The organism is Parapedobacter pyrenivorans (assembly GCF_014636865.1).
Taxonomy (GTDB): Bacteria; Bacteroidota; Bacteroidia; order Sphingobacteriales; family Sphingobacteriaceae; genus Parapedobacter; species Parapedobacter pyrenivorans.
In genome coordinates, this window is the sequence record NZ_BMER01000005.1 from 440,300 (window position 1) to 466,866 (window position 26,567).

At 47.4% G+C, this 26,567-nt stretch carries 23 protein-coding genes and 1 riboswitch; of the genes, 11 read left to right on the plus strand and 12 right to left on the minus strand.

Translation table 11 applies throughout. The annotated features are described in order from the left end of the window. From IEV98_RS21035 to trpC, 6 genes are all read left to right on the plus strand, one after another. Window positions 1-693, plus strand: a complete 693-nt coding sequence (locus tag IEV98_RS21035; RefSeq protein ID WP_188507999.1) for a response regulator transcription factor — start codon at window positions 1-3, stop codon at window positions 691-693. Window positions 694-748: 55 nt separating this feature from the next. Next, window positions 749-855, plus strand: a riboswitch (SAM riboswitch). Window positions 856-961: 106 nt separating this feature from the next. Further along, window positions 962-3,283, plus strand: coding sequence for a 5-methyltetrahydropteroyltriglutamate--homocysteine S-methyltransferase (gene metE, locus IEV98_RS21040; protein WP_188508000.1), 2,322 nt, complete (start codon window positions 962-964; stop codon window positions 3,281-3,283). An 80-nt stretch (window positions 3,284-3,363) separates the two neighbouring features. Then, window positions 3,364-4,041 (plus strand): tRNA (guanosine(37)-N1)-methyltransferase TrmD, encoded by a 678-nt coding sequence (gene trmD, locus IEV98_RS21045; protein WP_188508001.1) that lies wholly within the window; start codon window positions 3,364-3,366, stop codon window positions 4,039-4,041. A 233-nt stretch (window positions 4,042-4,274) separates the two neighbouring features. Next, entirely contained in the window at window positions 4,275-5,684 is a 1,410-nt protein-coding gene (locus tag IEV98_RS21050) for an anthranilate synthase component I family protein (RefSeq protein WP_188508002.1), read from the plus strand. A 9-nt stretch (window positions 5,685-5,693) separates the two neighbouring features. Continuing rightward, the gene (locus tag IEV98_RS21055) at window positions 5,694-6,344 is read left to right on the plus strand and encodes an anthranilate synthase component II (protein ID WP_188508003.1); all 651 of its coding nucleotides are present in this window, start codon (window positions 5,694-5,696) and stop codon (window positions 6,342-6,344) included. Then, window positions 6,341-7,123 carry an indole-3-glycerol phosphate synthase TrpC gene (gene trpC / locus IEV98_RS21060; protein ID WP_188508004.1) on the plus strand — a complete coding sequence of 261 codons (783 nt, stop codon included), beginning with the start codon at window positions 6,341-6,343 and terminating at the stop codon, window positions 7,121-7,123. The genes IEV98_RS21055 and trpC overlap by 4 nt, the downstream gene beginning before the upstream one ends. Window positions 7,124-7,137: 14 nt before the next feature. Here trpC and IEV98_RS21065 read toward each other — a convergent pair whose 3' ends face one another. Continuing rightward, on the minus strand, window positions 7,138-8,247 hold the full coding sequence (locus IEV98_RS21065; RefSeq protein ID WP_188508005.1) for an acyltransferase family protein: 1,110 nt from the start codon (window positions 8,245-8,247) through the stop codon (window positions 7,138-7,140). 271 nt (window positions 8,248-8,518) lie between these two features. Between IEV98_RS21065 and IEV98_RS21070 the strand changes: the two genes are divergently transcribed. The 3 genes from IEV98_RS21070 to IEV98_RS21080 all read left to right on the plus strand — a co-directional run bounded on the left by IEV98_RS21070 (window position 8,519) and on the right by IEV98_RS21080 (window position 10,750). Beyond that, window positions 8,519-8,860, plus strand: a complete 342-nt coding sequence (locus tag IEV98_RS21070) for a single-stranded DNA-binding protein (RefSeq protein WP_188508006.1) — start codon at window positions 8,519-8,521, stop codon at window positions 8,858-8,860. A 63-nt stretch (window positions 8,861-8,923) separates the two neighbouring features. After that, window positions 8,924-10,006 (plus strand): glycine cleavage system aminomethyltransferase GcvT, encoded by a 1,083-nt coding sequence (gene gcvT / locus IEV98_RS21075; protein ID WP_188508007.1) that lies wholly within the window; start codon window positions 8,924-8,926, stop codon window positions 10,004-10,006. Between the two features lie 9 nt (window positions 10,007-10,015). Further along, window positions 10,016-10,750 carry a 2-phosphosulfolactate phosphatase gene (locus IEV98_RS21080; RefSeq protein WP_188508008.1) on the plus strand — a complete coding sequence of 245 codons (735 nt, stop codon included), beginning with the start codon at window positions 10,016-10,018 and terminating at the stop codon, window positions 10,748-10,750. 2 nt (window positions 10,751-10,752) lie between these two features. On the opposite strand, the gene IEV98_RS21085 is transcribed toward IEV98_RS21080, so the two are convergent. Further along, window positions 10,753-10,941, minus strand: coding sequence for a DUF6358 family protein (locus IEV98_RS21085; protein WP_188508009.1), 189 nt, complete (start codon window positions 10,939-10,941; stop codon window positions 10,753-10,755). A 21-nt stretch (window positions 10,942-10,962) separates the two neighbouring features. After that, a complete protein-coding gene (locus IEV98_RS21090) occupies window positions 10,963-11,277 on the minus strand; it encodes a rhodanese-like domain-containing protein (RefSeq protein WP_188508010.1) in 315 nt (104 codons plus the stop codon). Window positions 11,278-11,379: 102 nt separating this feature from the next. On the opposite strand from IEV98_RS21090, the gene IEV98_RS21095 reads away from it, so the two are divergent. Continuing rightward, window positions 11,380-12,690 carry a M20/M25/M40 family metallo-hydrolase gene (locus IEV98_RS21095; RefSeq protein ID WP_188508011.1) on the plus strand — a complete coding sequence of 437 codons (1,311 nt, stop codon included), beginning with the start codon at window positions 11,380-11,382 and terminating at the stop codon, window positions 12,688-12,690. Between the two features lie 140 nt (window positions 12,691-12,830). Beyond that, window positions 12,831-15,005: a bifunctional alpha,alpha-trehalose-phosphate synthase (UDP-forming)/trehalose-phosphatase gene (locus IEV98_RS21100; RefSeq protein ID WP_188508012.1), complete on the plus strand. Its 2,175-nt coding sequence runs from the start codon at window positions 12,831-12,833 to the stop codon at window positions 15,003-15,005. 11 nt (window positions 15,006-15,016) lie between these two features. Here IEV98_RS21100 and IEV98_RS21105 read toward each other — a convergent pair whose 3' ends face one another. From IEV98_RS21105 to IEV98_RS21145, 9 genes are all read right to left on the minus strand, one after another. After that, window positions 15,017-16,804: a glycoside hydrolase family 15 protein gene (locus IEV98_RS21105; protein ID WP_188508013.1), complete on the minus strand. Its 1,788-nt coding sequence runs from the start codon at window positions 16,802-16,804 to the stop codon at window positions 15,017-15,019. A gap of 140 nt (window positions 16,805-16,944) precedes the next feature. Beyond that, on the minus strand, window positions 16,945-17,442 hold the full coding sequence (locus IEV98_RS21110) for a GNAT family N-acetyltransferase (RefSeq protein ID WP_188508014.1): 498 nt from the start codon (window positions 17,440-17,442) through the stop codon (window positions 16,945-16,947). Window positions 17,443-17,471: 29 nt separating this feature from the next. Further along, window positions 17,472-18,653: a M20 metallopeptidase family protein gene (locus tag IEV98_RS21115; protein WP_371870690.1), complete on the minus strand. Its 1,182-nt coding sequence runs from the start codon at window positions 18,651-18,653 to the stop codon at window positions 17,472-17,474. Between the two features lie 15 nt (window positions 18,654-18,668). Beyond that, on the minus strand, window positions 18,669-19,112 hold the full coding sequence (locus IEV98_RS21120; protein WP_188508016.1) for an SPOR domain-containing protein: 444 nt from the start codon (window positions 19,110-19,112) through the stop codon (window positions 18,669-18,671). Between the two features lie 12 nt (window positions 19,113-19,124). Then, window positions 19,125-22,415: a preprotein translocase subunit SecA gene (secA, locus tag IEV98_RS21125; protein WP_188508017.1), complete on the minus strand. Its 3,291-nt coding sequence runs from the start codon at window positions 22,413-22,415 to the stop codon at window positions 19,125-19,127. A gap of 133 nt (window positions 22,416-22,548) precedes the next feature. Beyond that, the gene (locus IEV98_RS21130; RefSeq protein ID WP_188508018.1) at window positions 22,549-23,403 is read right to left on the minus strand and encodes a 1,4-dihydroxy-6-naphtoate synthase; all 855 of its coding nucleotides are present in this window, start codon (window positions 23,401-23,403) and stop codon (window positions 22,549-22,551) included. Window positions 23,404-23,661: 258 nt separating this feature from the next. Further along, window positions 23,662-24,438, minus strand: a complete 777-nt coding sequence (surE, locus tag IEV98_RS21135; protein ID WP_188508019.1) for a 5'/3'-nucleotidase SurE — start codon at window positions 24,436-24,438, stop codon at window positions 23,662-23,664. A gap of 72 nt (window positions 24,439-24,510) precedes the next feature. Beyond that, the gene (locus IEV98_RS21140; protein ID WP_188508020.1) at window positions 24,511-24,696 is read right to left on the minus strand and encodes a CsbD family protein; all 186 of its coding nucleotides are present in this window, start codon (window positions 24,694-24,696) and stop codon (window positions 24,511-24,513) included. A gap of 141 nt (window positions 24,697-24,837) precedes the next feature. Next, a complete protein-coding gene (locus IEV98_RS21145; protein ID WP_371870691.1) occupies window positions 24,838-26,319 on the minus strand; it encodes an OmpA family protein in 1,482 nt (493 codons plus the stop codon). Window positions 26,320-26,567: the final 248 nt, after the last annotated feature.

Genomic DNA, 26,567 nt, shown 5'->3' on the forward strand with positions numbered 1-26,567 from the left:
ATGCAAAAAATTCTGTTGGCAGAAGACGACCCCAATTTGGGCGATATCTTGAAAGATTATTTGGAACTAAAGGGTAAATTTGATGTCACACTCTGCAAAGACGGTGACGAGGCACTGCGTCAATTCGGTAAGGAACGGTTTGACCTTTGCATACTCGACGTGATGATGCCGCGTAAAGACGGTTTTACCCTTGGCAAGGAGATCCGGAAGGTTAACTCGGAGGTTCCGATTATTTTCGCTACCGCCAAGGGGATGATGGAAGATAAGACTGAAGCGTTTGAGCTCGGCGGCGATGATTACATTACCAAGCCCTTTCGCGTAGAAGAATTGCTGTTGCGTATCCACGCTCTGCTTAAAAGGGCTTCACGTGAAAAGCCAGGGGAAGAAGAATATCCCGAAAAGTTTGAGATCGGGGAATACCATTTCGACTATGTTGCCCAACAGATTAGTTACGATGGCGAACAGCAGAAGCTGTCGACCAAGGAGGCCGAATTGCTGAGACTGCTTTGCATCAAGAAGAACGATGTGCTGACACGTGAAGAGGCGTTGTTGAAAATCTGGCATGATGACAACTATTTTAATGGTCGTAGCATGGACGTATTCCTGAGCAAGCTGCGCAAGTACCTGCGCGACGATCCGAAGGTAGAAATTGTGAATGTACATGGCAAGGGGTATAAACTCCTAGTGAGTTAGTAGGCAATTCACAAAAATATTTGCAGTTTACATAATTTATATCGACCTTAGCAGCCGCTTATGGAGAAAGGCAGAGGGAATGGACCCTGTGAAGCCTTAGCAACCTGTCGGCAGACAAGGTGCTAAATTCTACTCCCGCCCGTGGTGGGGGAAAAATAAGCAGACACAGCTTAGCCTTGTGCCCTCTCCCCAAAGCATCCAGAAAAGACTTCTCATTTCCCTCGTGGATGGGCGTCGATGTGTTGTACTTTAATTTATTCACAATATTATGTTAAAAACCAACAATTTGGGCTACCCGCGTATCGGTGCCCTTCGGGAGCTAAAAAAAGCTAACGAAGCCTACTGGGCAAAAAAGATCAGCCAGCAAGAGCTCTTGGAGGCCGCTCGCACGATTCGCGAAGGAAATTGGAAAACCCAACAGGAGGCTGGCATAGCGCTGATCCCCTCCAACGATTTTTCCTTCTATGACCAGGTGCTGGACCTCACCCTTACGGTAGGTGCTATCCCGGCGCGCTACCAAGGGTTTGCATTGGAGCGTGCATCTTCTTATAACCTCGAGTTGTATTTTGCAATGGCCCGTGGTTTTCAACAGGATGGACATGATGTAACCGCCATGGAAATGACGAAATGGTTCGATACAAACTATCACTACATCGTTCCTGAGTTTGTCAAAAATCAGCAGTTCAAACTTACATCGGAGAAAGTAATCAATGAATTCAACGAGGCGAAGCAGTTGGGGATTGATACGAAGCCGGTATTGATTGGCCCCATCACATACCTGTTGTTGGGTAAGGAAAAAGAAGCCGGTTTCGATCGGTTAGACCTGATCGACGGCCTGTTGCCCGTTTACGAAGCAATCTTGGGCAAGCTCGCAGAAGCCGGTGCCGAGTGGGTACAGTTTGACGAGCCTTTCCTGGCGTTGGATATCGACGACAAGACCCGTACGCTTTACCAAACGGTTTATACCCGTCTTGCGGCTGCCGCAAAGGGCACCAACATTGTTGTTGCGACGTACTTTGAGTCACTGCGCGAAAATGCACAGATTGCGCTGAGCTTACCCATACAGGCATTGCACATCGATTTGGTGCGTGGTGAAAACCAGCTCGACGAACTGCTGGGCAGCATACCTGCCGGCCTCACACTTTCGCTTGGGGTAGTGGATGGCCGCAATATCTGGAAAAACGATTATGAAGCATCCCTCAACAAGATAAAACGGGCCGTTGACGCATTGGGTGCCGACCGTGTGTGGGTAGCTCCGTCGAGCTCGCTCCTACATGTTCCGTTCGACCTTGATCTGGAAGACAACGAACAGTCGCTACCCGCTGAGATTAAAAACTGGCTTGCTTTCGCCAAGCAAAAGCTCACGGAAGTAACCGATTTGGCCACATTGGCTACAGGCGATGCCGACAGCACGATCACAGCCCGGTTCGAGGCCAACCAAGCCGCGCAGCAAAGCCGTCGTACCTCTTCACTCATCCACCGTGACGACGTGAAAACCCGTGTAAAGAACATTACGGATGCCGACGCCAAGCGTACTAGTCAGTTTACCGATCGTAAAACTAAGCAGCAAGCTAAATTTAATTTGCCAGCATTTGCCACGACGACCATCGGCTCTTTTCCACAGACCAGGGATGTGCGCAAATGGCGTGCGGACCTCAAGAAGGGTGCGATTACACAGGAGGAATACGACAAGCTTATCGCTGAGGAAACAGAGCGGACGATCCGCCTGCAGGAAGAGCTAGATATCGACGTGTTGGTGCACGGTGAGTTTGAACGTAACGACATGGTGGAATATTTCGGTGAACAGCTTTCCGGCTACGCATTTACCAAAAACGGTTGGGTGCAGTCTTACGGCTCACGCTGTGTAAAACCGCCGGTCATTTACGGTGATGTTTCTCGGCCGAATGATATGACCGTCTATTGGTCAGCTTATGCACAAACGTTAACGGATCGCCCCGTAAAAGGGATGCTTACCGGTCCGGTTACCATTTTGCAATGGTCATTCGTTCGCAATGACCAGCCACGTTCGGAAACCACCTATCAAATCGCATTGGCCATCCTCGATGAGGTGCAGGCATTGGAAAAAGCCGGTATCAAAATCATTCAGATCGACGAGCCGGCCATCCGCGAGGGGCTTCCACTGCGTAAGGCAGATCATAAAGCCTATTTGGATTGGGCGGTGCGGGCATTCCGTGTGTCTTCATCCAATGTGGAAGATGATACACAGATCCATACGCACATGTGCTACTCCGAGTTCAATGATATCATCGAACACATTGCTGCGATGGATGCGGACGTTATCACTATCGAAACTTCGCGTTCGCAGATGGAATTGCTGGATGCCTTTGCAAACTTCAACTATCCAAATGACATCGGGCCTGGTGTGTACGATATCCATTCACCACGCGTGCCCAGTAAGGATGAGATGGTGAAATTGCTTGAAAAGGCAAAAGCCGTAATCCCCGCCGGGCAGCTGTGGGTCAATCCCGACTGCGGTTTGAAAACCCGTGCATGGCCGGAAACGAAGGCTGCGCTAGAGGCGATGGTCGAAGCCGCTAAGACACTGCGTGGTGTAACAGCAGCTGTATAGCCGCAAGGTAACTTCATTTTAAGCCCCGTTGCCGTCAGGTGATGGGGCTTTTTGTGCTCACAAAATCCTATCTTTGTGCCATGCGGTTTGACATCATTACGGTATTACCAGGTTTGTTGGAGAGTCCTTTTGCGCATTCCATCCTGCAACGCGCCCAAAAAAAGAGGGTGTGCGAAATCGTGGTACATAACCTGCGCGATTATACGCATAACAAACATCGGAGCGTTGATGACTATCCCTACGGGGGTGGCAGCGGAATGGTGATGCAAGTCGAGCCATTTGCTGCCTGTATCGAAAAGCTGCAAGCGGAACGGGTATACGACGAAATCATCTTTATGACTCCCGATGGTGAAACACTCAACCAATCCATTGCGAACCACCTTTCAACCAAGGGAAATATCATCGTACTTTGCGGGCATTACAAGGGTATCGATCAACGCATCCGCGATATCTACGTAACCCGCGAGCTTTCCATCGGTGACTATGTGCTTTCGGGCGGGGAGTTGCCCGCTGCGGTATTGGTGGATGCGGTGGTGCGCCTGATACCCGGGGTACTTTCTGACGAAACTTCGGCACTCTCCGATTCGTTTCAGGGTGGACTGCTGGATGCGCCCATATATACACGCCCCGCGGAATGGCGTGGCTATAAAGTGCCGGAGGTGCTGCTAAATGGTAATGAGGCAGCAATCAACCAATGGCGGGATGAGCAAGCCTTTGCAAGGACCAAAGCCCGGCGACCGGACTTACTGGATGACTGATCCATTTTTATCCATTTTCGCAATTAAAAATTTGTTTCGTTAAATTTTTTCATACTTTTGTGTCGTATGGCGATAAAAAGGTTCCACATCGGATTATGGTGGTGGCTCGACAGCGATAACGTCGGGTCAGTAGGAACAAGTATATATTCCTAATCAACCAAGGCTTTGGAATATTTGGCCCGACGTTTTTGAAAAATCCGTCGGGTTTTTTGTGTGATTTAGTTTAACGAAACATGGTGTATAAATTTAAAACCATTTATAAGCAGCTACTGGCAGATACGACAACGCCGGTGAGCACATACCTGAGGCTCCGCGATGTGTTTCCAAACAGTCTGCTGCTGGAAAGCTCGGATTATCATAGCCGCGAAAACAACATGAGCTACATTTGCTGCCAACCGGTTGCAGGTATACGACTCGATAAGGACACCCTTGAAATCCAGTATCCGGGGTGCGCGGCCGAACGGAAACCAGCCGCGGAGATAAACCTTCGTGAAGAAGTATCTGCATTCAGGGGGGCATTCAGCGAAGACGGTGCATCCGGCTTTAACTTTATTTCCAATGGCCTGTTTGGTTTTTTTACGTTCGACACAGTAGCCCATTTCGAGGATATCCGGCTTGAGAGCTCACCGGATCCCCAACGGGACATCCCATACATGCAATATCATGTTTACCGGTATGTGATCGCCATTGATCATTTCCGTAATCAGCTGTATATTTTCGAACACCAGTTGGAGGGCGACGAAACTCCTTCGGGATTGGAGAAAATCCAGTACCTGATCCAGAATAAAAATTTTCCCGAGTATAATTTTTCCCTGAATGGTGAAGAGACTTCAAACATGGCCGATGAAGGATTCAAGGCGTTGGTGGAGAAAATGAAGACTCATATTTTCCGCGGCGATGTTTTCCAGATCGTGCCATCGCGGGCCTTCTCCCGACCTTTCCTCGGTGATGAGTTCAATGTATACCGTACCCTGCGCTCGGTAAACCCGTCTCCTTATCTATTTTACTTCGATTACGGTGATTTCAAGCTTTTTGGCTCCTCACCCGAGGCACAATTGACCATCCGAAACAAGGAAGCCACGATTTATCCGATAGCGGGGACGTTCAAGCGAAGCGGTAACCAGGAGCAGGATGAGAAGATCGCCGAAGCACTCAAAGAGGATCCCAAGGAAAGTGCCGAACACGTGATGCTGGTGGATCTGGCCCGCAATGACCTGAGCCGGCATTGTGAACAGGTGCACGTAAAATCCTATAAAGAAGCACAGTATTATTCACACATCATCCACTTAGTATCCAAAGTATGCGGTACATTAAAAGCGGGGGTAAACTTTTTCGACGTAGTGGGCGATACGTTTCCGGCGGGCACACTGAGTGGTGCGCCTAAACACATGGCTATGCAGCTTATAGACCGGTACGAGGGCCAACAACGGAGTTTCTACAGTGGTGCTATAGGTTATATGGGTTTCAACGGTGATTTCAACCATGCCATCATGATCCGCTCATTTTTGAGTCGGAACAACACCTTGCATTATCAAGCGGGCGCCGGTATCGTGGCTGACTCCGACCCCGAAAAGGAACTTCAGGAAGTAAACAACAAAATTGCTGCATTGCGCAAGGCACTGGAATTGGCACAAGATATTTGAAATAGAAAAATGAGTAGTTTGCAACAACAATCACCACGGATATTGGTGATAGACAATTACGATTCCTTCACGTTTAATCTGGTGCATCTCCTGCATGAATGCGGGCATCATGCTACGGTATGGCGAAATGATAAGTTTGCGTTGGAAGACGTGGCCCATTTTGACAAAATCCTGCTGTCACCAGGCCCCGGTATCCCCAACGAGGCGGGCCTGCTGCTGGATGTCATCCGGAAATATGGGTCTTCAAAAAGTATTCTGGGTATCTGCCTAGGGCAACAGGCCATTGCTGAGGTATACGGCGGAGTGCTGTATAACCTGAGTAAACCGGTACACGGTACGGCAACGCCATTGTTCATTACGGTTCCTGAAGAGCCAATTTTCAACGGCCTGCCGCAGTCATTTCCTGTAGGGCGTTATCACTCTTGGGCGGTGGCCCGCGAGGGTTTTCCGGACGTACTCCGCATCACCGCCGAAGATGAACATGGGGTAATCATGGCGCTTTCACATCGAACATTGGACGTAAAAGGACTGCAATTCCATCCGGAATCGGTGCTTACGGAGTACGGTAAGGAAATGATTGCGAATTGGTTGGGAATGACATCAATCACCGACCGCCCATCACTGATCACTGACCACCAATCAATGACTACAGAAAAATGACCATTCTGGATAAAATCATCACCAAAAAGCGATTGGAAGTTGAACAGGCAAAGGCATTGGTTGCCGTTGCTGATTTAGAAAGCACCCCCCTGTTTGAAAGGGCGTGTTTCTCATTGAGTGACTCCGTACGCAACCAAGGGAAAAATGGCATTATTGCCGAATTCAAAAGGGCTTCGCCTTCCAAGGGCATCATCAATAATCACTCATCCGTGGCCGAAGTCGTGACCGGCTATCAGGAAGCGGGTGTTTCGGCTGTTTCGGTCCTTACGGACCCGGATTTTTTCAAAGGAAGCTTGGCCGACTTGGTCGCCGCCCGTGAGGCACTGCAAATACCACTGCTCCGTAAAGAGTTTATCATTGACGAATACCAGATCGTGGAGGCAAAAGCCCATGGTGCAGATATCATCCTGCTGATTGCAGCGGTGCTCGATCCCGCTGAGGTAAAGGCGCTTTCGGAATTTGCCAAATCACTCGGTTTGAATGTGCTTTTGGAAGTGCATAATCAAGAAGAATTAGGCTGTAGCATGGTAGATAGTGTGGATGCCATCGGTGTAAACAACCGTAACTTGAATGACTTCAAGGTCTCCTTGGATCATTCGCTGGAATTGGTAGATTTGATTCCAAGCCGGTTTATTAAGGTTTCGGAAAGCGGCATCAGTGATCCGAACACGATTCGTCAATTGCGTAATGCTGGGTTCCAGGGGTTTCTCATCGGTGAGAATTTTATGAAAACCACAGCCCCGTCAAAGGCCATAAAAGAGTTTGTAAGCCAATTATAATAAGGGCGTTGCGGTTACACTTTAAGGAACCATCTGTTTTTATAAAGTATGTACATGAAGCACCATTGCACAGCGATATAAGAAATCACCTCTCCCAGCTTGGCGGCCGCCGGTCCGAGGAGTGCCAGCAGTCCGCCAAACAAGGCGTTCGCCGTGTGCCCGATATCGACAAAGTGACTGAGCATGTAAATAACGATGGAATTCGTGCCGATGACTACAAAAAACAAGGTCCATCGCCGTAGGCCTTTTACATCAATAATCCAATAAAATAGTGCCAGCAGGAGGAAGCTGATGCCACCCACAACGAGGACGAATGATCCGGTCCATAAATTCTTGTTGAGCGGCCAGAAGTACGACCAAGTAATGCCAAGTACGAGGGCTATAATTCCATATAGGGCTAGCGAGTGAGCTTTCTTTTCACCGGATTGGTTCGTGTGATTTCTTATCCTTAAACCGGCGAATATCCCCAGCAAACCCGTCATCACAGCCGGCACCGTAGACATGATGCCTTCTGGATCATGAATACCGAGATAAGGTTTTCCAGGCAGGATAAGTCGGTCGATGTAACTCGCGGGGTTGCACTCCATGGTCATTGTGCCCAATGGGCAGCCTGGAACCGGGAACCAGCTTAAGAAGGCCCAATAGATCAAGAGCAAGATGCATCCCTGTACCATGAGCTTTAACGCGGAAGGGTTGTAGATGTAAAGTAATTGTGCGAACATACCCGCCAAGCCAATCCGTCCCAACACGCTTGCATAACGCATTTCGGAAAACGACTTAACCAATATCCCGTTGTTATAAATAATGCCCAACAGCACAAGAATAACGCCCCGCTGCACGGCTTTTTTTGCCAACTTACTTTTAGGTACCCCTTTTTCCAATCGGCTGCCCAGCGAAAAGGGCACCGATACCCCGGCCATGAAAATGAAAAGTGGGAATATACAGTCGTATGCAGAAAGTCCATTCCATTGCGGGTGATGGAACTGCTGCGAAAGGACGGCCAGCCATCCCCATCCCAATACTTTTGCCCCGATATGGATGAGGTCATCTCCGCCGGTAATCCAGAACATATCGAACCCACGGAGTGCATCCAATGATAGAAGCCGTTTGTTTTCCTGTAACATGTTACTCGTATGGTATTGATTTAATTGATCGGTCTTTACTGTAAAAGTAAGGAAAAAATATTCGAGTAAGAAAAAAATACTCGGAAACCACCTGACGTCCGGATATAAATTGCGGAATGAAAGCGATAAAGGATTGTTAGCCGATTATAAACGTTTATAAACGTTTAATATCCGGCTATTTGTTCGACATCATCTCACCTTTGTGACGTCAATGGCTAGGAAATGCCGTTGTTCGATAATCACTTGTTTTACCATTTAAATTTTATGCATCATGGCAGCATTAAAAAACAGCGTACGACTAACTGGATTTTTAGGCAACAACCCTGAAATGAAAACCTTTAATGAGAACCGTAACCTGGCGCGCGTATCGCTAGCAACCAATGACCGGTATCGCAATAGCCAAGGAGAATGGGTAGCCGATACGCAGTGGCATCAACTCGTTTTCTGGGGTAGGCAGGCGACTTTCGCACAAAAAGCACTGACCAAAGGTTCCGAGATTTCCATTGAGGGTAAGTTGGTGAACCGTCAATATGTAGATAAGGAAGGCGCAACTCGGTATGTTACGGAAGTAAATGTGAAGGAAGTATTGCAGCTCAACCGTAAGCCGGAATGAAATGACTTTTTGGACGTCCTCTTTTTTCAGTAACTTTGCGCCAAAATAGCAATATCTGGCATTATGGTAAAAAACACCGCCCTTACTGATGTACATATAGCCTTGGGGGCCAAGATGGTCCCCTTTGCCGGTTTTAATATGCCTGTACAGTATTCGGGTATCAATGATGAACACGAGACTGTCCGGAAAGGGGTCGGTGTTTTCGACGTGAGCCATATGGGCGAATTTATCCTGAAGGGCGACAGGGCGCTGGACCTCGTGCAGAAAATCAGCGCGAACGATGCGTCGAAGCTCTATGATGGAAAAGTGCAGTATGCTTATATGCCAAATGAAACCGGAGGTGTGGTAGATGATTTTCTTATCTATCGTATTGACGAAAAGACCTATTTCCTTGTCGTCAATGCATCGAACATCCAAAAAGATTGGGATTGGATTTCCAAATACAATACCTATGGGGTAACCATGAAGAATATTTCTGACGAAACCTCATTATTTGCCGTTCAGGGGCCTAAAGCGGCCGAGACGTTGAGCGACCTTACCGACATCGACCTCGCTACCATGGCGTATTACACCTTTGCGAAGGGCTCGTTTGCAGGTGTAGACAACGTATTGATTTCGGCAACAGGCTATACCGGGGCTGGCGGGTTTGAGATTTATGTTGCTAATAAGGATGCAAGAAAAGTATGGGACGCTGTTTTTGAAGCCGGGGCTCCTTATGGCATCAAACCGATCGGATTGGGTGCGCGTGATACGCTTCGTCTTGAAATGGGTTTCTGTTTGTATGGCCATGATATCGATGACGTGACCTCACCGCTGGAAGCCGGTTTGGGATGGGTTACCAAGTTTACGAACGATTTTGTCAATGCTGATGGGTTGAAAAAACAAAAGGAAGCTGGATTGCAACGTAAATTGGTGGGGTTTGAAATGATTGACCGGGGGATACCCCGTCAGGGATACGATATTGTGGATGGATCTGGCGATGTCATCGGCCGGGTCACGTCCGGCACACAATCGCCCACGCTCAAGAAATCCATCGGGTTGGGGTATGTGACGATTGCCCATGGCAAAGAAGGAAGCGAACTTTACGTCGATATCCGAAATAACCGGGTGAAAGCCGTCGTTGTAAAACCTCCCTTTGTAAAATAGTAGCGAGCGATGAATCCCAAAAGAATTCAAGTATGCCTAAGCCCAGCATTGCTGCCATTTTATGATTTGAATGGTACCGTTGCGGTCGTTATCGACATTTTCAGGGCATCGTCTTCCATGTGTTATGGATTGGCCAACGGTGCACGCGCCATTATCCCGGTTGCGGAACTGGACGAATGCTTAGCTTATCAAGATAAGGGTTACCTGTTGGCGGCCGAACGCGAGGGTGCGGTAGTGGAAGGGTTTGATTTTGGTAACTCGCCTTTTTCGTATACGCGGGAGAAAGTGGAGGGTAAAACCATTGTATTGACCACAACGAATGGCACGCGGGCTATCCGGCTGTGCGCAGGAGCAGAAGCCGTGGTTATTGGGTCATTCCTGAACATCAGTGCGCTTTCCAATTGGTTGAGGGACCAGGATCAGCACGTATTATTGGTGTGCGCGGGATGGAAAAACCATGTCAGCCTGGAAGATTCTGTATTTGCGGGCGCTGTGGTGGACCGGCTGATTGGCAGCGGCATCGAATTGGATGATGCAGCCCGAGCAGCACAGACCCTTTACCTCGAAGCAAAAGGTGACTTGGCGGCATTCCTCGACAAAGCATCCCATAGCAAACGTATGCGACACCTCCATATCAAACAAGATATCGCGTTCTGCTTGCAAATAGATCAGGTATCGACAATACCCATTCTGAAAGACGGTGCACTCGGTTGTTTACTAGGGGATGTACAGACCGCTCCATAGGGTCACTTACCCTTCGTTATCTGCTTGATCTGTTTCAATAATCGGTATTTCAAATAACCCAATATAAAGATAATAGCTATCGAGATAGCCAATATCGGGTACTGCTCGCTGTTAAATGCTGCAATCGCACTCAGCACCATCAATATCAATCCAATATTCAATAGTACATTATAAATGAAGTGTCTCTTCATAGTGGGCAACAACCTCGAAAATCAATACACTTGCATGTCGGGATCGAAAGCATCACGCCACGCCAATATCCCACCCTGTAAGTTGAGGAGGTTGTCGAAGCCTTGCTGTTCCAGTAACATGATGGCTTGAGCGCTTCGCTTGCCGCTCCGGCAATGGATTACAACGGGCTTTTCACGTGAAATTTTATTTTGCTCAAGGATGATTTCGGCCAACGGGATGTGCTCTCCGCTGATATTGGATGTCTCATATTCAAACTCTTCACGAACATCGATCAATTGGAAATCTTCTTGATTATCCATTTTTTCCTTGAGTTCTTCGACTGTGATCTCTTTCATAACTTGCTTTTTTATCAGTACCCAAAGATAACGGTTATCCGATAAAGCAAAGCAAGAATTGCGGAAAATTGCCTACATTTGACTATACATAACTGATGAACGATGCTTAAACTATTCAGTCGGGTTATATGGTTATTCTGTCTGTTGGCGGCATGTTCCGTCCGTCACTCGCCGGAACAGTTAGTTGATACCAAAGAGGTGGCGCGGATATTGAATACGCTGGCCGCAGACGATATGGAAGGTAGAGCTGCTTTCACTCCGGGACTGGCACGAGCTGCCGATTTTATTGCTACGGAGTTTAAGAAAATAGGATTGCAGCCTTACACGGACGAGCCTGACTTTCGGCAGACCTTTCAGGTGACGCGCGTTAGCCCCGCCACTTGGGACGTGACTTTTGACGGGTCGGAAATACCGCTGGAGCACGTCATCGTATCAAGCAATAGCCCAGGCGTGAATTGGAATACGGATCCCGGTGTAGCCGTTATTCAAATAAAGGCTGGTGACGACTTCGCGCAGCGTTTCAGGGAAGCCGCGACGGGCGGTAAAGATGCTGTCGTGGTTATCGATACCAGTTTTGCCGGGATGTTTGAGCGATATCGGGGATTCTTAATGCAGGGCCGAATCAATCAGACGGCAGGAGCGGCCGGTAAGACCCCGTCTGTCGTATACGTGATAGCTAGTGAGCCTCCCAAATCGTTTCGTATCAGTTTCACGAATAACATCGAAGAGCTACCTCTGTTTAACGTTGTAGGGATGTTGCCCGGCAAGTCAAAACCGGATGAATATGTGATTTTCTCTGCGCATTACGACCATATTGGAATCCTTAAAGCTGACGGCCAGGATTCCATCGCCAATGGCGCTGACGACGACGCTTCGGGTGTGTCGGCGGTAATTACCCTGGCAAATTATTATAAGAAACGCAATGACAACGCCCGTACCCTGGTTTTTGTGGCCTTTACCGCAGAGGAAATCGGACTGGTAGGCTCTCAATACTTTTCCCAGCAGGTCAACGCCGATGAGGTGGTGGCTATGATCAACATTGAGATGATAGGCAAAGATTCACGATTTGGTCCTAACTCCCTATATGTCACTGGATATAACCAGTCCAATCTTGCCCAAATTATGCAGCAGAATGTGAAGGGTACCGATTTTACATTCCACCCGGACCCTTATCCCACACAAAATCTCTTCTATCGCAGTGATAATGCATCACTAGCGGCATTAGGTGTGCCTGCTCATACGTTTGCCACTGTACAGATCGACAAGGATCAGTATTACCATACCGTGAACGATGAAGTGGAGACCTTAGCAATTGAAAATATCGTCTCTTCCATCAAGGCGATTGCATTAGGTGCAAGGAGCATTATTGCTGGTGAAGATACTCCGGATAGGGTTCCTAAACTTGAGCGGTAGTATACCAAACTTTTGATAGTTCGCGGGGTTATCACTATATTCGTGAACATTGAATCGTACCGGCACGCTCGCATTATGCGATAATACCCACCCCTAACTCTTAGTGGGTGCTCGGAGTATGCCCATAAACATCAAGTGACGTGAGTAAAACCATCATTGTATCTAATCGTTTGCCGATCAAAATCATTGAAGAGGGAGATGGCTACGCGTTGCAGCCTAGCGAAGGGGGATTGGCTACTGGACTCGCTTCCATACACGCGCAGGGAAAGAATAACTGGATCGGCTGGCCCGGTGTCTTCCTTAATGACCCAAAGCAAACAACATATTTTACATCGGCTTTGAGAGAAAGGCGGCTGATTCCTATTTTTTTGGATGACGAAGAGATCAAAGGATTCTATGAGGGATTTTCCAATGAGGTATTGTGGCCGATTTTCCATTACATGCCCAACTACGCGGTTTACGACCTACACAATTGGGAGACATATGTCAAGGTAAATGAGCGATTCCGCGATCTCATTTTAGCACAGGCGGAACCGGATGATACCATTTGGATTCACGACTATCAATTGTTGCTGCTTCCTGGATTGATCAGGAGCGCGCTGCCTGATGCATCCATCGGTTTTTTCCAACACATTCCCTTTCCGTCCCAAGAACTTTTTCGGCTTATTCCTTGGCGGAAGGAGTTATTGGAAGGTATGCTGGGAGCTGACCTGCTAGGCTTCCATACATTTGATGATGTCCGCCATTTTATCAGTTCGGCTACTCGTCTTACGGCGACTAACAACAATTCCAATAAGCTGGAAGTAGATGGACGGACCGTTTTCGTAGAGCCCTTCCCGATGGGTATAGATAGCAACCGGTTTGCAGCATTGTCATCAGATGAGCACGTATTGAAAAGGGTAGCGGAGCTGAAGTTGAATTTCGGGGAGCAAAAAATCATTCTTTCCATCGACCGGCTGGATTATAGTAAAGGTATCCTCCAACGGTTGGAAGCATTTGCGCTTTTTCTGTTGGAGAATCCGGCGTTTCATAAGCAGGTGACACTATATATGGTTGTGGTACCCTCTCGCGATACGGTGCCGCAATACCGTGAACTTAAGGACCAGATCGACCGGTTGGTTGGTAACATCAATGCGCAGTATGGTTCGTACGATTGGTATCCAGTGGCTTATTTCTACCACGGGTATCCGGTAGCTGAGATAGCCGCGCTATATAATATGGCGGATGTATGCTTGGTGACGCCCATGCGTGACGGGATGAACCTGGTAAGCAAGGAATATATTGCTAGCCGGAACGACGAAACGGGTGTACTTATCCTGAGTGAGATGGCTGGGGCTGCCAATGAGCTTATCGATGCGCTCATCGTGAACCCAAACAATGTCCATGATATTCGTGATGCGTTGTTATTTGCTCTGAATATGCCAATACCCGAGATGAAAAGGCGTATGAAATCCATGCGTGCCATCGTATTCAAGTTTAATGTACAGCATTGGGCAACTTTATTTATGAACAGGTTAGAAGAGATAAAAACAGTACAATCCACCACCAAGGCAAGGTTGGTCGGCACAACTATCGAAACGCAAATTATCGACCAGTATAAGCATGCAGCCAGTAGGCTGCTGCTGCTTGACTATGATGGCACTTTGGTGGGTTTTCAGGATGATATTGACAAGGCCTCGCCCGATGATCAGCTCTATCGATTACTTGATACGTTGGAAGCCGATATCAATAATCATTTGGTGATCATCAGTGGTAGGAAACACAGCACCCTTGAACAATGGTTTCATAACAAGCCTTACAGCTTGATAGCTGAGCACGGTGTTTGGACAAAGGAGCCCGGTGGGGAGTGGCGACTTAAGAGTGGGTTGTCTAATGCCTGGAAAGGGGAAGTGAGTGCGCTCATGGAATCGTTTGCAGATCGTACACCAGGAGCCTTTGTTGAGGAGAAAAGTTTTTCCCTGGCATGGCACTATCGCAAGGTTCAGCGTGATTTGGGGCCCTTAAGGGCACATGAACTGATTGACAGCCTCCGGGATTATTCCGCAGCTTACGGCTTGCAACTGCTGGATGGTGACAAAGTGGTGGAAATACGGAGCGCGGAAGTGAATAAAGGACGGGCTACGCTGGATATCCTCCACGAAAACCGCTATGATTTCATATTATCGATAGGTGATGATCGTACAGATGAAGATACCTTCCAAGCGTTACCAGCTACCGCGTGTACCATCAAGGTAGGAACGGAAGTGTCTGCGGCGAGGTTCTACCTGAAGCAGCAGCGGGATGTAAGAATACTTCTCCAAAAACTGGCCACCTAAGCCGAAGCCCGTTAGCCCACAAAAATTGGGCGGTCGAGTTTCATCGAAATGCGATAGGCGGCATTCATAAGCCCCACGTGGCTATAGGCTTGTGGAAAGTTACCCCACTGACTTCCGTTGGATTCATCCACATCTTCGCTAAACAGCATGAGGTGATTGGCATAGGCCAGTAATTTCTCGAAAGTCGCGACGGCTTCATCCAGGCGGCCTACGCATGCTAACGCCTCTACGTGCCAAAATGCACAAATGAGGAACGTTGATTTGGGCTTGCCAAAGTCATCGGAATGCAAGTAGCGGTAAAAGAGCCCCTGTGGAGTTTTTAGTTCGCGTTCCAATGCCTTAAGGTGGTTTCGGGCCTTTTCGGACGAAGGGTCCAGGTAGTGCATCATAATCAATTGCAAGGTGCTCGCATCCAAATGCGGACTTCCCACCGCATTGGTATAGACCCCACGCTCCGCATCGTAACAAGCCTCGATGTGGTATGACGCACGCTTCATTAATGCATCGGCCCGGTCGATTAGCTTTTGGTCTCCGATGACCGTGCCGATTTTATGCGCTGCCGAGCTTCCAGCCCATTGAAAAAGATTGGAATAACAGTGATGGTTGGCGAAATTTCGGAATTCCCAGATTCCCGCGTCTTTCTCATCGATGGTCTTTTCGATTTTTTGGAGAATATAGTCTACCCAGCGTCCGGCGTCGGAACGTTCTTTAAAAACGAAGCGATAGTCGGTGTATAATGGTAGCAACGCGATCATGGCCTGCCCATACACATCATTCTGTATATGCTCGTACGCTTGATTGCCAATTCTGACGGGCTTGTTTCCTTGATATCCAGCCAATTCATCTAAGATGTGCTCCGTCAATTCGGATTGGCCATTTATTCCGTAAAGCGGCTGGAGCCGTCCAACATCCGCATGGGTAATGTTGGTGATATAGTTCGCGTACAACTCCATTTCTTCAAACTGGCCGATGTGGTTCAATGCCGTGATCACATAATAACTATCTCGCAACCAGCAATAGCGATAATCCCAATTACGCCCGCTTCCGGGATATTCCGGAAGGCTGGTGGTGCCGGCTGCAATGATAGCACCCGTATCTTCATACTGGTGGATTTTTAGGACGAGGGCCGAACGGATGACCGCCTCTTGGTAAAATGCCGATATTGTAGCGTGTTTTATCCAAGTTCGCCAATAGTTAACGGTCTCACGGAGGAAATGCTCAGCGGTTCGTTCAAGCGGTGCTTCCAATGGTTGCCCATAAGTGAGCACTAAGTACTTGGTTTCGCCCAATACGAATGGTTCATCGCCAAAGAAATGACTTACCGGAACATCCGTCGTTAGCCGCATTTGCTCTATGCCATTACTGAATTCGACGTGGTTACTCCCCCGAAATTTGTTGAAAGACCCTTGACCATACGCACTCACCGGATCGCAGATGATGCGGATGCGCGGCCGACCTACTAGCGGTTCGATTTTTCTGACGAGCATGAGGGGTTTGAAATAGCGCTCGTATTGCCTGTAACGGGGAGCGAAATCAGTGATCCGATAACTGCCATCAGCCGTGGTAATCTCTGTACGGAGCACGTTTGTATTTTCGATATAGTATTGCTTACTGGTAAACTCACCTATGGGTTGTATCGAAAATCGTCCACCTCTTTTACTATCCAGAAGCCCCCCGAAAATGAAAGAGCTATCAAAAGAAGGCCAGCATAACCAAGAAATATTGCTGTCTTTTTGAACGTGGGCGAGATAGGCGCAATTGCCGATGATTCCACTTTGATATACATGTCGATTTTCCATACATAAACGATTTTGGGTATTTCAAAAAGGGGAAATACCGATGAGCAGTACCTCAAAAATAACAAAACAACGGGCAATAGCGAGAAAAGATTAGGGTTTGTTTTTCGGTAGCAGGGTGGTGACTTGAGATATGGTGATCGTTATAGCTGTTTTTGCAATACGAAGTCATTCAATATATAACCATGATAGGGGATATCCAATGTGTCTACGATAATGAAGCCCATCCGTTCATAAAACGTTCTTGCAGGGTTGTGACGGTTTACATTTAGCTCCAAACACGAGTCGTTTGCTGCTCGTGCAATTTGCGCCACATGATTGATGAGCTGCTTCCCCGTGCCTTTCCCTTGTTCAGCTGGGAGGACATATAGCTTCTCGATGCGCATGATATGGGCTGTTGAGGATTTTGGCTGGAAGCCTACGAAGCCTACCGGATTGTCATGCCGCATTGCAAATGAAAAACGTTGGCCTGCTTTCAACTGCTCGGCCAAAGCCGTTGTCGAATAAATTTTTTCCAACATGAAACTAATCTGGTCGTGTGTCAGGTAGTCTTCATAGGTGGGCCACCAAATTTCATGGGCCAACCAATGAATGATCGCCAAATCTGCATAGCCAGCCGCTCGGAAGGTTAGTTCATCCATTGCCTCAAAGTTGTTGCGTGGTAACGGGATTAGTTACCCAATCGGCGCAATGCAATGTAGGCCATCAAGCCGGTACTCAGCGCCAGTGCACTTTCGTCGATATCAAAGGTAGGGGTATGTACGGCAGATGTAATGCCTTTGGCCTCATTGCCTGTACCCAGCCGATAAAAGCATGCATCGGCGACCTGTGAATAATAAGCAAAGTCTTCGGCCGCAAGCCATAAGTCGAGGTCTACGACATTTTCTTTACCGAGGAACTCCGCTGCATATCCGCGAACTTCTGCGGTCAATTTTTCTTCGTTGACCAGAAAAGGGTATCCATTACGGACTTCAAAATCGCATGATCCGCCCATGCTTTCGGCGATACCAATAGCCATTTTTTTCATCCGGACGTGGGCTTCATTACGCCATGTTTCGTCGAACGTTCGAAATGTGCCTTCCAGGTATACCGCATCCGGTATTACGTTAGTAGCGCCATTGGCAATCACTTTGCCAAAAGATAACACGCTTGGTGTTTTCGGGTCTGCGATGCGGCTTACCACTTGCTGCAATGCGGTGATGATGTGCGCTGTAATGACTACAGGGTCTATGTTTTGCTGAGGTTGCGCACCGTGGCCTCCTTTTCCTTTTACGGTTACATACAATTCATCAGTTGATGCCATGTATTTGCCTGCACGAAAACCCACTTTACCGGCAGGAATCAACGGCATTACATGCTGACCGATGACGGCCTGAGGTGTAGGGTTTTGCAACGCGCCTGCCTTGATCATAAGACTTGCCCCTCCGGGCAGCCGTTCTTCCCCAGGTTGGAAAAGGAGTTTTATTGTGCCGCCAAAGTCCGCCTTCAACGATTGGAGAATGTGAGCAGTGCCTAACAATGACGCGGTATGTGCGTCGTGCCCGCAAGCATGCATTACGCCGGGATTGTTCGACCCATAAGCTCGTCCGGATATTTCCGTGATGGGCAATGCGTCCATGTCAGCACGGAGAGCGATTACGTTGTTGGAAGGCCGCTCGCCTTGAATGTGAGCTACTAACCCTGTATTAGCCATTGGCGTATACGGAATCCCCAAGTTGTCCAATTCTGCTTTGATAAAAGCCGCAGTGTTGTATTCTTCAAAAGATAATTCTGGATTTTGATGCAAATATCTCCGCTGATCTACGGTTTTTCCATGGATTTGCGTGGCAAGCATGCTGACTTTATCTTTCATCACTGTTCTTTGATCCTATTGATAGATGTATATTTCTTCCGTGAAGACAAACACATTATGGAATTGCCTCCGTAAACCTTGCATAAGGTCCTGGGCTTCACTTCGGCTTCTGAAGTCACCGACTTTCACACGGTAATTGGGTTCCTCGTAGCTTAAATAGGTGTCGATATCCTTGTAAAGTTTCTTGAAACGGGCCTGTTCAGCATACGCTTCTGTACGGTCGGATCCGGAATAAATTTGAACCCGGAATCCCATGGCTGTTGTGCGCGTGGCCGTCTTTTTGTCGATCACGCGATTAGGTGTAGCGGTCGCTGTAATATTGGTCCCTTTGCGATTTCGCTGCATGAGACTGATCAGCGGATCGGCCACAACCTCTACTTCACCCGGTTGCTGGGCGAAACTAGCGATGCAGGAGAAACAAACCAATAGGGCTATGAAAACAGAACCTTTTTTAACCATAATATTTGTTTATTATATTCCGTGACAATTTTTGTATTTCTTACCACTACCACAAGGGCAGGGGTCGTTTCTGCCTACTTTTGGCTCGTTGCGGACAGGCTGTGTACGCTGCACTTCGCGGGTATCTTCTGCGGGAGCACTGCCACCGGCCGTCGCTAGTTCGGGCTTCGATGTTTTTACACGCGCTTCCTGCCGCGGCATCGGTCTCGCTTCGCGCACGTCTTGGGGCTGTTGCTGCGGGATTTCACCCTTGAAAAGAAAGCCCACTACGTCTTTGTTCATTTCGACCAACATTGCTCTGAACAAGTTGAAAGCCTCCATTTTATAAATGATGATCGGATCTTTCTGCTCGTATACGGCGTTTTGGACAGATTGTTTCAATTCATCCATATCTCGAAGGTGTTCTTTCCAGGCTTCGTCGATCAAGGCGAGGACAACACCCTTTTCAAAGGATTTGAACACTTCTTTACCTCCCGATTCCACAGCCTTCTTCAAGTTGGTTGCTACCTGTATACCCCGGAGGCCATCCGAAAAGGGAACGACAATATTCTCAATCTGCCCGCCTCTTGTAGCAAATACATCCGTCAGCACGGGTAGTGTCTGTTTGGCGATTTTATCTGCTTTTTCTTGATAATAGGCAACGATCTGGGCGGACAGCCGATCCGTAAGCGTTGCGATATTGCTATTGGCAAACTCGGCGGCATCTATATCGGTTTCCAGTGAAAATATACGGATAACTTCCAGTTTGAAATCGTCATACGTGCCTGATTCCTTATAGGTGGCCACCGTATCTTCCGCCACATCAAAAACGGTGTTGTTCAAATCGACATCCAAGCGTTCGCCAAACAACGCATTCTTGCGTTTGGCATAGATGACACTACGTTGGGAATTCATTACGTCATCGTATTCCAGCAGGCGCTTGCGTATGCCAAAATTGTTTTCCTCTACTTTTTTCTGAGCTCGTTCGATGGATTTGGTAAGCATGCTATGCTGCATCACTTCGCCTTCTTGCACGCCCATGCGTACCATAATATTGGAAATCCGCTCAGATGCAAATAGGCGCATTAATGGGTCTTCCAGTGATACAAAGAATTGGGATGATCCCGGGTCGCCCTGGCGGCCCGCGCGTCCACGTAACTGCCGATCTACCCGCCGCGACTCGTGCCGTTCGGTACCGATGATGGCTAACCCTCCCGCTTCTTTGACACCTGGTCCGAGCTTGATATCCGTACCCCGCCCAGCCATATTGGTGGCGATGGTTACCATGCCGGCTTGCCCGGCCTCCGCAACGATGTCAGCTTCACGTTGATGCAACTTGGCATTCAGTACATTGTGTTTCACTCCCCGGAGTTTCAGCATGCGACCGAGCAGTTCTGATATTTCCACGGAAGTCGTGCCCACTAAGACCGGGCGACCTTGTTGTGTAAGCTGATGGATCTCCTCGGCAACGGCATTATATTTTTCACGGGCCGTCCGGTATATCAAATCGTGCTTGTCTTCACGCTGTGTAGCGACATTGGTTGGTATTTCTACTACATCCAGTTTGTAGATTTGCCAAAGTTCGCCTGCTTCGGTAACTGCAGTTCCCGTCATACCGGCCAGCTTGTGGTACATGCGGAAATAGTTTTGCAGCGTAATTGTGGCGTAGGTTTGCGTGGCATCTTCCACTTTAACGTTTTCCTTGGCTTCAATCGCTTGGTGCAAACCGTCAGAGTAACGGCGGCCATCCATAATCCGTCCGGTTTGTTCATCCACGATCTTCACCTTACCCTCATCGATAATATATTCATCATCTCGTTCAAACAGGGTATAAGCCTTAAGCAGTTGGTTGACGGAGTGGATGCGCTCGGATTTGACCGAGAAATCACGCATCAATTCCTCTTTTTTAGACAGCTTCTCTTCCGGACTGAGCGCCGATTTCTCAATTTCCGCTACATCAGTGCCCACATCAGGCATGATAAAGAAACTTGGATCTTCGCCCGCAGCCGTAATTAGCTCGATGCCTTTCTCGGAGAGCTCTACCTGATTGTTTTTCTCGTCGATAATGAAGTAAAGCTCAGCATCTACCTTATGCATGTTCTTGCTTTGCTCCTGTAGGTAGTAGTTTTCGGTTTTCTGGAGAATCTGCCGATTGCTGCCGTCGCTGAGAAATTTGATTAGCGCCTTATTTTTTGGTAGTCCCCGATGGGCGCGGAAAAGGGCTAATCCACCGCTTTCCACTCCCGTGTCACCAGCAGCAATCGCCTTTTTGGCTTCATTCAAAACCCCGTTTATAAATGCTTTTTGGGTATTGACGAGCCGTTCGATACGAGGTTTAAGTTCATAAAACTCGTGTTGATCGCCCCTCGGTATTGGACCCGAGATGATCAAAGGTGTCCGTGCGTCGTCTATCAGTACAGAGTCCACCTCATCCACCATCGCGAAATGCAATTTCCGCTGCACCAAAGCTTCGGGTGACTGCGCCATATTGTCACGCAGGTAATCGAAGCCAAATTCGTTGTTGGTGCCAAATACGATGTCCGCTAGATAAGCGTTGCGTCTAGCAGGTGAATTGGGCTGGTGTTTGTCTATACAGTCTACACGCAGGCCATGGAATTCAAATAAAGGGCCGTTCCATTCAGAGTCACGCCGTGCGAGGTAATCATTCACGGTTACGATATGGACACCCTGCCCCGAAAGCGCATTTAAATAAGCAGGCAATGTACCCACCAACGTTTTACCCTCGCCCGTGGCCATTTCGGCAATTTTTCCTTCATGGAGTACAATACCACCAATGAGTTGAACATCGTAATGTACCATGTTCCAGGTCACTTCGGTGCCAGCAGCTACCCATGTATTCTTCCAAACGGCTTTATTGTCCGAAATGTAGACATGCGATTTTGAGGCAGCTAGTTCCCGGTCGAAATCTGAGGCAGTGACCTCTACCTCACTGTTTTCGGTAAAACGGCGTGCAGTTTCCTTAACCACAGCAAACGCTTCCGGAAGTAGTTGCATCAACACTTCTTCTAGCTTTTGGTCGCGTTCTTTTATCAACTTATCAACTTTATCGTAGATGGCCGTCTTTTCGGTCATTTCAATGCCGTCCTGTTCTGCTTCGCTTTTTAAGTCGGCTATCTCTTTGTCAATGTCGGAGAGGTATTCCGAAATGCGTTGTTTGAAGTTGGCTGTTTTTGCCCGGAGTTCATCGTGTGTAAGACTATCCAGTTTGGCGTATTCTTCCTTAATCTTTGTTACTAGGGGCTGAATATGTTTGATATCTCGGTCAGACTTACTGCCGAATATCTTGCTTAAAAATGTTAACATGGTCTACTGTTTACTAATGAATTGCCACATATTCAATAATAACACCAAAATGCGGTGACCGTCAATATGGCATATTGGGCAAAGTTAGTTATTAGATTTGAGATTTGGGGCATCGGACTTGAGACAATGGACATTACAGAAACAGTGGCTTTGATGTCTTGGGCACCACACCCAATGCCCATGCGCGTTCGAATAAGGTATGTATTGCCGAACGGCCTTCATCGCCGAGGGATACGGAGAATCGATTCACGTATAATTCGATATGGTTGTACATGACGGTTTCACTCATTTCTTGCGCATGGGACCGAATAAAGTCGACGCCAGATTTGGGATTTTTGAGTGCAAACTCGACGCTTCTGCGGATGACCCTGTCAATTTTGTGTTTCGTCTCTTCTGATAAATCTCGTTTGGCAACAATCCCGCCCAATGGAATGGGCGAGTGGGTCGCCTTTTCCCAATAGTCGCCTAGATCGACTATTTTATGCAGCCCTTTACTTTCGTAAGTAAACCGGTTTTCGTGAATAATTAGTCCAAGATCAATGGTGCCATCCAGCAAGGCTTGTTCGATAGCTGAGAATACCATTTCTTGCTTATTCTCCAGTTCTGGAAATGCCAAGCCTAATAGGAAGTTAGCGGTAGTATACTTGCCCGGTATTCCAATTTTGAGGCCGGCAACCGTCGGCGACTGGGCATCGGTTGATAGCTGTGCTGCCAGCTCCGGATCTTTGCAAATCAGAAGTGGACCTACTCCGAATCCAAGTGCACTTCCAGCATTGAGCAATACATAGTCTTCAACAGCGTAAGCGTAGGCATGATAGCTCAACTTGGTAATCGCTAACTCGCCAAGGAATGCCCTTTGATTAAGCGTTTCTACATCCTCGTAAAGCACGTCGAATTCCAAGCCTTCGGTATCAACTTTATGATGGATGAGCGCATCGAAAATAAAGGTATCATTGGGACAAGGGGAAAATCCGAGGGAGAGTTTCATGCTAGTGATAGCTTCTCAGTAAAAATCAACAATAAGGATGCAACAAATGTAATCAAAATCACGCCGCGTGCAGGCTGTTCTAGCATGCTTCGATAGAAGAAACGGATAAATAGGAGGTTAATTAACGCTGCAATGACATACAGGCTCAACGGTTGGATGCCGATACTAAACAACGACGAAATAAGCAGCGCAGACATGGGTGATATTAGCCCTACGATGCAGCCAAATAGAAACGAGTCTCTTTTCACTTGTTATGTATTACTCGGCGTTAAAATTCCAGGAATTTAGCTCGGGTATGGCATGATGAGCGGTCATATCAAACTGTACCGGCACAATGGAGGTATAGCCGTTTTGCAGCGCCCAAACATCTGTGTCTTCCCCGCGGTCTCGCAATTGAAATACACCGGTAAGCCAATAATAGCTGCGGTTACTGGGGTCTGTCCGCTCATCAAACTCTTCTGCCCACTTTGCATCGGCCTGTCGGCAAATCTTTATTCCTTTAATTTCGTCTACCTTTGGAAAGTTTACATTGAGCAGCGTTCCTTTGGCTAGGCCGTTTGCCAACACCTGTTGAGTTATGCTTCGAATATAGGGCCTGCATTTCGAGAAGTCAGCGTCATACTCCAAGTCGTCATAAGAAAATCCAATTGATGGAATTTCTTCAATGGCACCCTCTACGGCTGCCGACATCGTGCCGGAATAGAGTACGTTAATTGAATTATTAAGCCCATGATTAATCCCTGATACGCAAATGTCAGGTTTCCTACCCTTAAACACTTTGTTTACGGCAAGCTTTACACAATCAACCGGGGTGCCGGAGCACTTGTACATTTCTACATCGGGATAAATATAGATACGGTCGATACGAAGGGGTTTACCAATGGTTATGGCATGTCCTGTGCCAGACTGCGGCCCCTCAGGCGCAACCACCGTTACTTCACCGATTTTTTGCATTTCTTCGATCAATACTTTGATGCCGGGGGCGGTAATGCCATCATCATTGACGACCAGTATGGTCGGCTGTTTCTTTGCCATGGGGCTAAGTTAAAAAGAAAAGCGTTACGGGCAGTGATACCCGTAACGCTTTCTCTGATTTTTTATTCGTGGTTATAGCCTGTTTAGCCAGTCGACTACTTCGTCGCGTGCCTTGCCCGTTTTTTTTTGAATGCGGCCGATTAATTCGTCTTCTTTGCCTTCTTCGTACAACAGATCATCATCGGTCAAATCAGCATACTGTTGTTTGGCCTTTCCCTTCAACTCATTCCAAGTTCCTTTTAACTTTAAATTGCTCATTATGTTCTTTTTTTAGCGTTATTACTAAATATTAAACAATGGGATGTCATAAAAGTTTGCAGCGGTGTGGGGGAAAGACTAAAAAAAATGGCCACCCAATTTGGGTGGCCATTTTATCAGCAACCGTTTTAACGGATTTGCTTAGTTTTTGATTTCAACACGACGGTTGATTACACGGCCTTCTTCGGTTGCGTTAGAAGCAATCGGAGCAGATTCGCCGAGCGCTTGAACGTTTACCTTAGCAGCGTCTACGCCAGAGTTAACCAAGTATTGTTTTACTGAGTTTGCACGGTCTCTAGACAAGTTCAGGTTGTAAGCTTCAGAACCTTCTGCAGAAGCATGGCCGTCTAATGTAACGGTTGCACCGCTTTCACGCAGTTCGGAAGATAACCGATCAAGGATAGAATAAGATTCTGTCTTTAATACAGAGCTATCAAATTCAAACTGGATATTCTGGTAGTTACCTGTTGCTTGCTTTACTTCAGGCTCAGGGAACTTGATTGGGCATCCTGCGCCATCAACTTGAGTGCCTGCAGGTGTGCCTGGGCATTTGTCGAATTTGTCAGATACACCGTCACCATCTTCGTCACGGCTCAACTCGTCAACAAGGCCTTCCAAAGTAGAAACACGTTGTTTCAAAGCTTCAAGCTCGTTGCGCAATGAAGGATCTTTCAACTCATCATACAAAGTAGACACTGGGTTGTGCCAAGTCAAATCTGGTTTTGAAGAAGAACCCAAAGAGAATTCTAAACCAGCATAAGTGTACGAGAATTTGTCATTGGCAGCACGGTTAGCAACTGGGCCAAACAAGGCTTTGTCATCAACAAAATTCATGGTGTAACCCAAATTCAATGCTACGCGATCAGATAATTTGAACTTCACGCCAACGCCTACAGGGATGTAGGTTTCACGTTTGAAATCACGGTCGCCTGTCAAATTACGCTCACCAGGATATTCTTCACCCCAACCACCTTTGTTATCCCAAGCACCGGCTGAACCGTCTGCATCAGTATAAGCAACTGGGTTGAACGCAATCACGCCGTAACCTACGCTTGCATAGAAATTAACGGCATTTTCACGACGCAGGAAGTCGATGGTAGCCAATTGGAATACACCATTCAAGCTAGCTGCATATTGTACTGACGTCTCCGCAGATTGGTAAGAGGCACCTGCAGCACCGCCGTTTGCAGCATCGAACAACATGTTGTGTCCTACACCATTGTTATTGTAGGTGAAAATCCGTCCACGGTTACCAGCCGCTTCCAAACCAAACCAGCTTGATAGTTGCTTACGAACGGTGATACCGTAGTATTCGCGAAGCTTGTACTCGCCAAAACCAACTTTTTGGTTAAAGGCATTGGATCCACCGATAATGACTGAAGGCGTGGTAAAACCACCATTGACACCGATAGACCATGTCCTGTATTGGGATCTTCCTCCAAATACAGTCGGCTCCTGTGCCTGTGCCGTATCAGTCAGCCCGAGGGCCGCTACAAGCGAGCAAGCAACTGCCGTTTTGATTGTAGAATAATTCATACTCTTGTTTTTTTTAAGGTTAAAAATTTTTAATTGTCTAATTTTTCGCAAAAATAACCAATAGTTTGATTCACGCAATATTTGCAAATACTATTCCAGTTTTTTCCTTTTCTATGATTTTATAAAAAAAATCATAGAAAACCTACTTTAAGACTGGTTGTGAAAGAACCTATTCTCTTGTTGTTCAATTATTTATGCTGATGCCTGTGGTTTGTGATGAAACTACAGGAATGCATAAAACTGTTTTATTTACTACCCAAAAAGCCCTTGACGTATTCTGAAACTTCGTCGGCCATATCCCTTTCAAAATGTCCATTTTAATGGTCAGTCGGGTA